The sequence below is a fragment of the Brachyspira pilosicoli genome, assembly GCF_019402445.1.
GTDB classification, from domain to species: Bacteria; Spirochaetota; Brachyspiria; order Brachyspirales; family Brachyspiraceae; genus Brachyspira; species Brachyspira pilosicoli_B.
The window spans coordinates 1-253 of record NZ_SRZM01000414.1 but is presented as its reverse complement, the minus strand read 5'-3'; the positions used below and the strand labels follow the sequence as shown (position 1 = coordinate 253).

Genomic DNA, 253 nt, shown 5'->3' with positions numbered 1-253 from the left:
AATAATAGCAGGACCTTGTTCTGTAGAAAGTGAAGAGCAAGTAATAAATATAGCAAAAAGCGTAAAAGCATCAGGAGCTTCAATACTTAGAGGAGGAGCTTTCAAACCTAGAACTTCCCCTTATGCATTCCAAGGTTTGGCACTTGACGGACTTAAAATATTAAAACTAGCAAAAGAAGAAATAGGCATTCCTATAGTAAGTGAAATTGTATCTATAAGACACTTAGAAGATTTTGAAAATACTGTTGATATG

1 pseudogene is annotated in these 253 nt (G+C 34.0%); it reads left to right on the top strand.

The window, feature by feature from the left end:
• Positions 1–253, top strand: a pseudogene (locus E6A48_RS11500) (3-deoxy-7-phosphoheptulonate synthase); the annotation flags it as partial.